Genomic DNA, 267 nt, shown 5'->3' on the forward strand with positions numbered 1-267 from the left:
TTTGGCCAGCCAGGCCCGGCATGATTCCCGCCCCCAGTCGCAGTCATGATCCGGGGGGTGTTGTCACCGGGCCTGGTGGGTGGCTGGTGATCGCTGATAGGGGTTTGGCCGGGATATCCCGACGCCGTCCGTAACGTGGATGCCGAGACTTGCCACCGTTGTTGCAGGCCAATCCGTTCACTCTGCAGAAACTTCGATGCAAGACACTCAACAACGTGACGCCGTCGATGTCTTTGTCGGCGTCGATGTCGGTAAGGGCCACCATCA

General features: G+C 60.7%; 1 pseudogene. It reads left to right on the forward strand.

The window, feature by feature from the left end:
* Window positions 1-139: 139 nt before the first annotated feature.
* A pseudogene (locus tag SB771_RS34805) lies at window positions 140-267 on the forward strand (IS110 family transposase); the annotation flags it as partial.

Origin of the sequence: Burkholderia sp. SIMBA_051, assembly GCF_046534915.1 — a bacterium.
In the GTDB taxonomy this organism is placed as follows: Bacteria; Pseudomonadota; Gammaproteobacteria; order Burkholderiales; family Burkholderiaceae; genus Burkholderia; species Burkholderia ambifaria.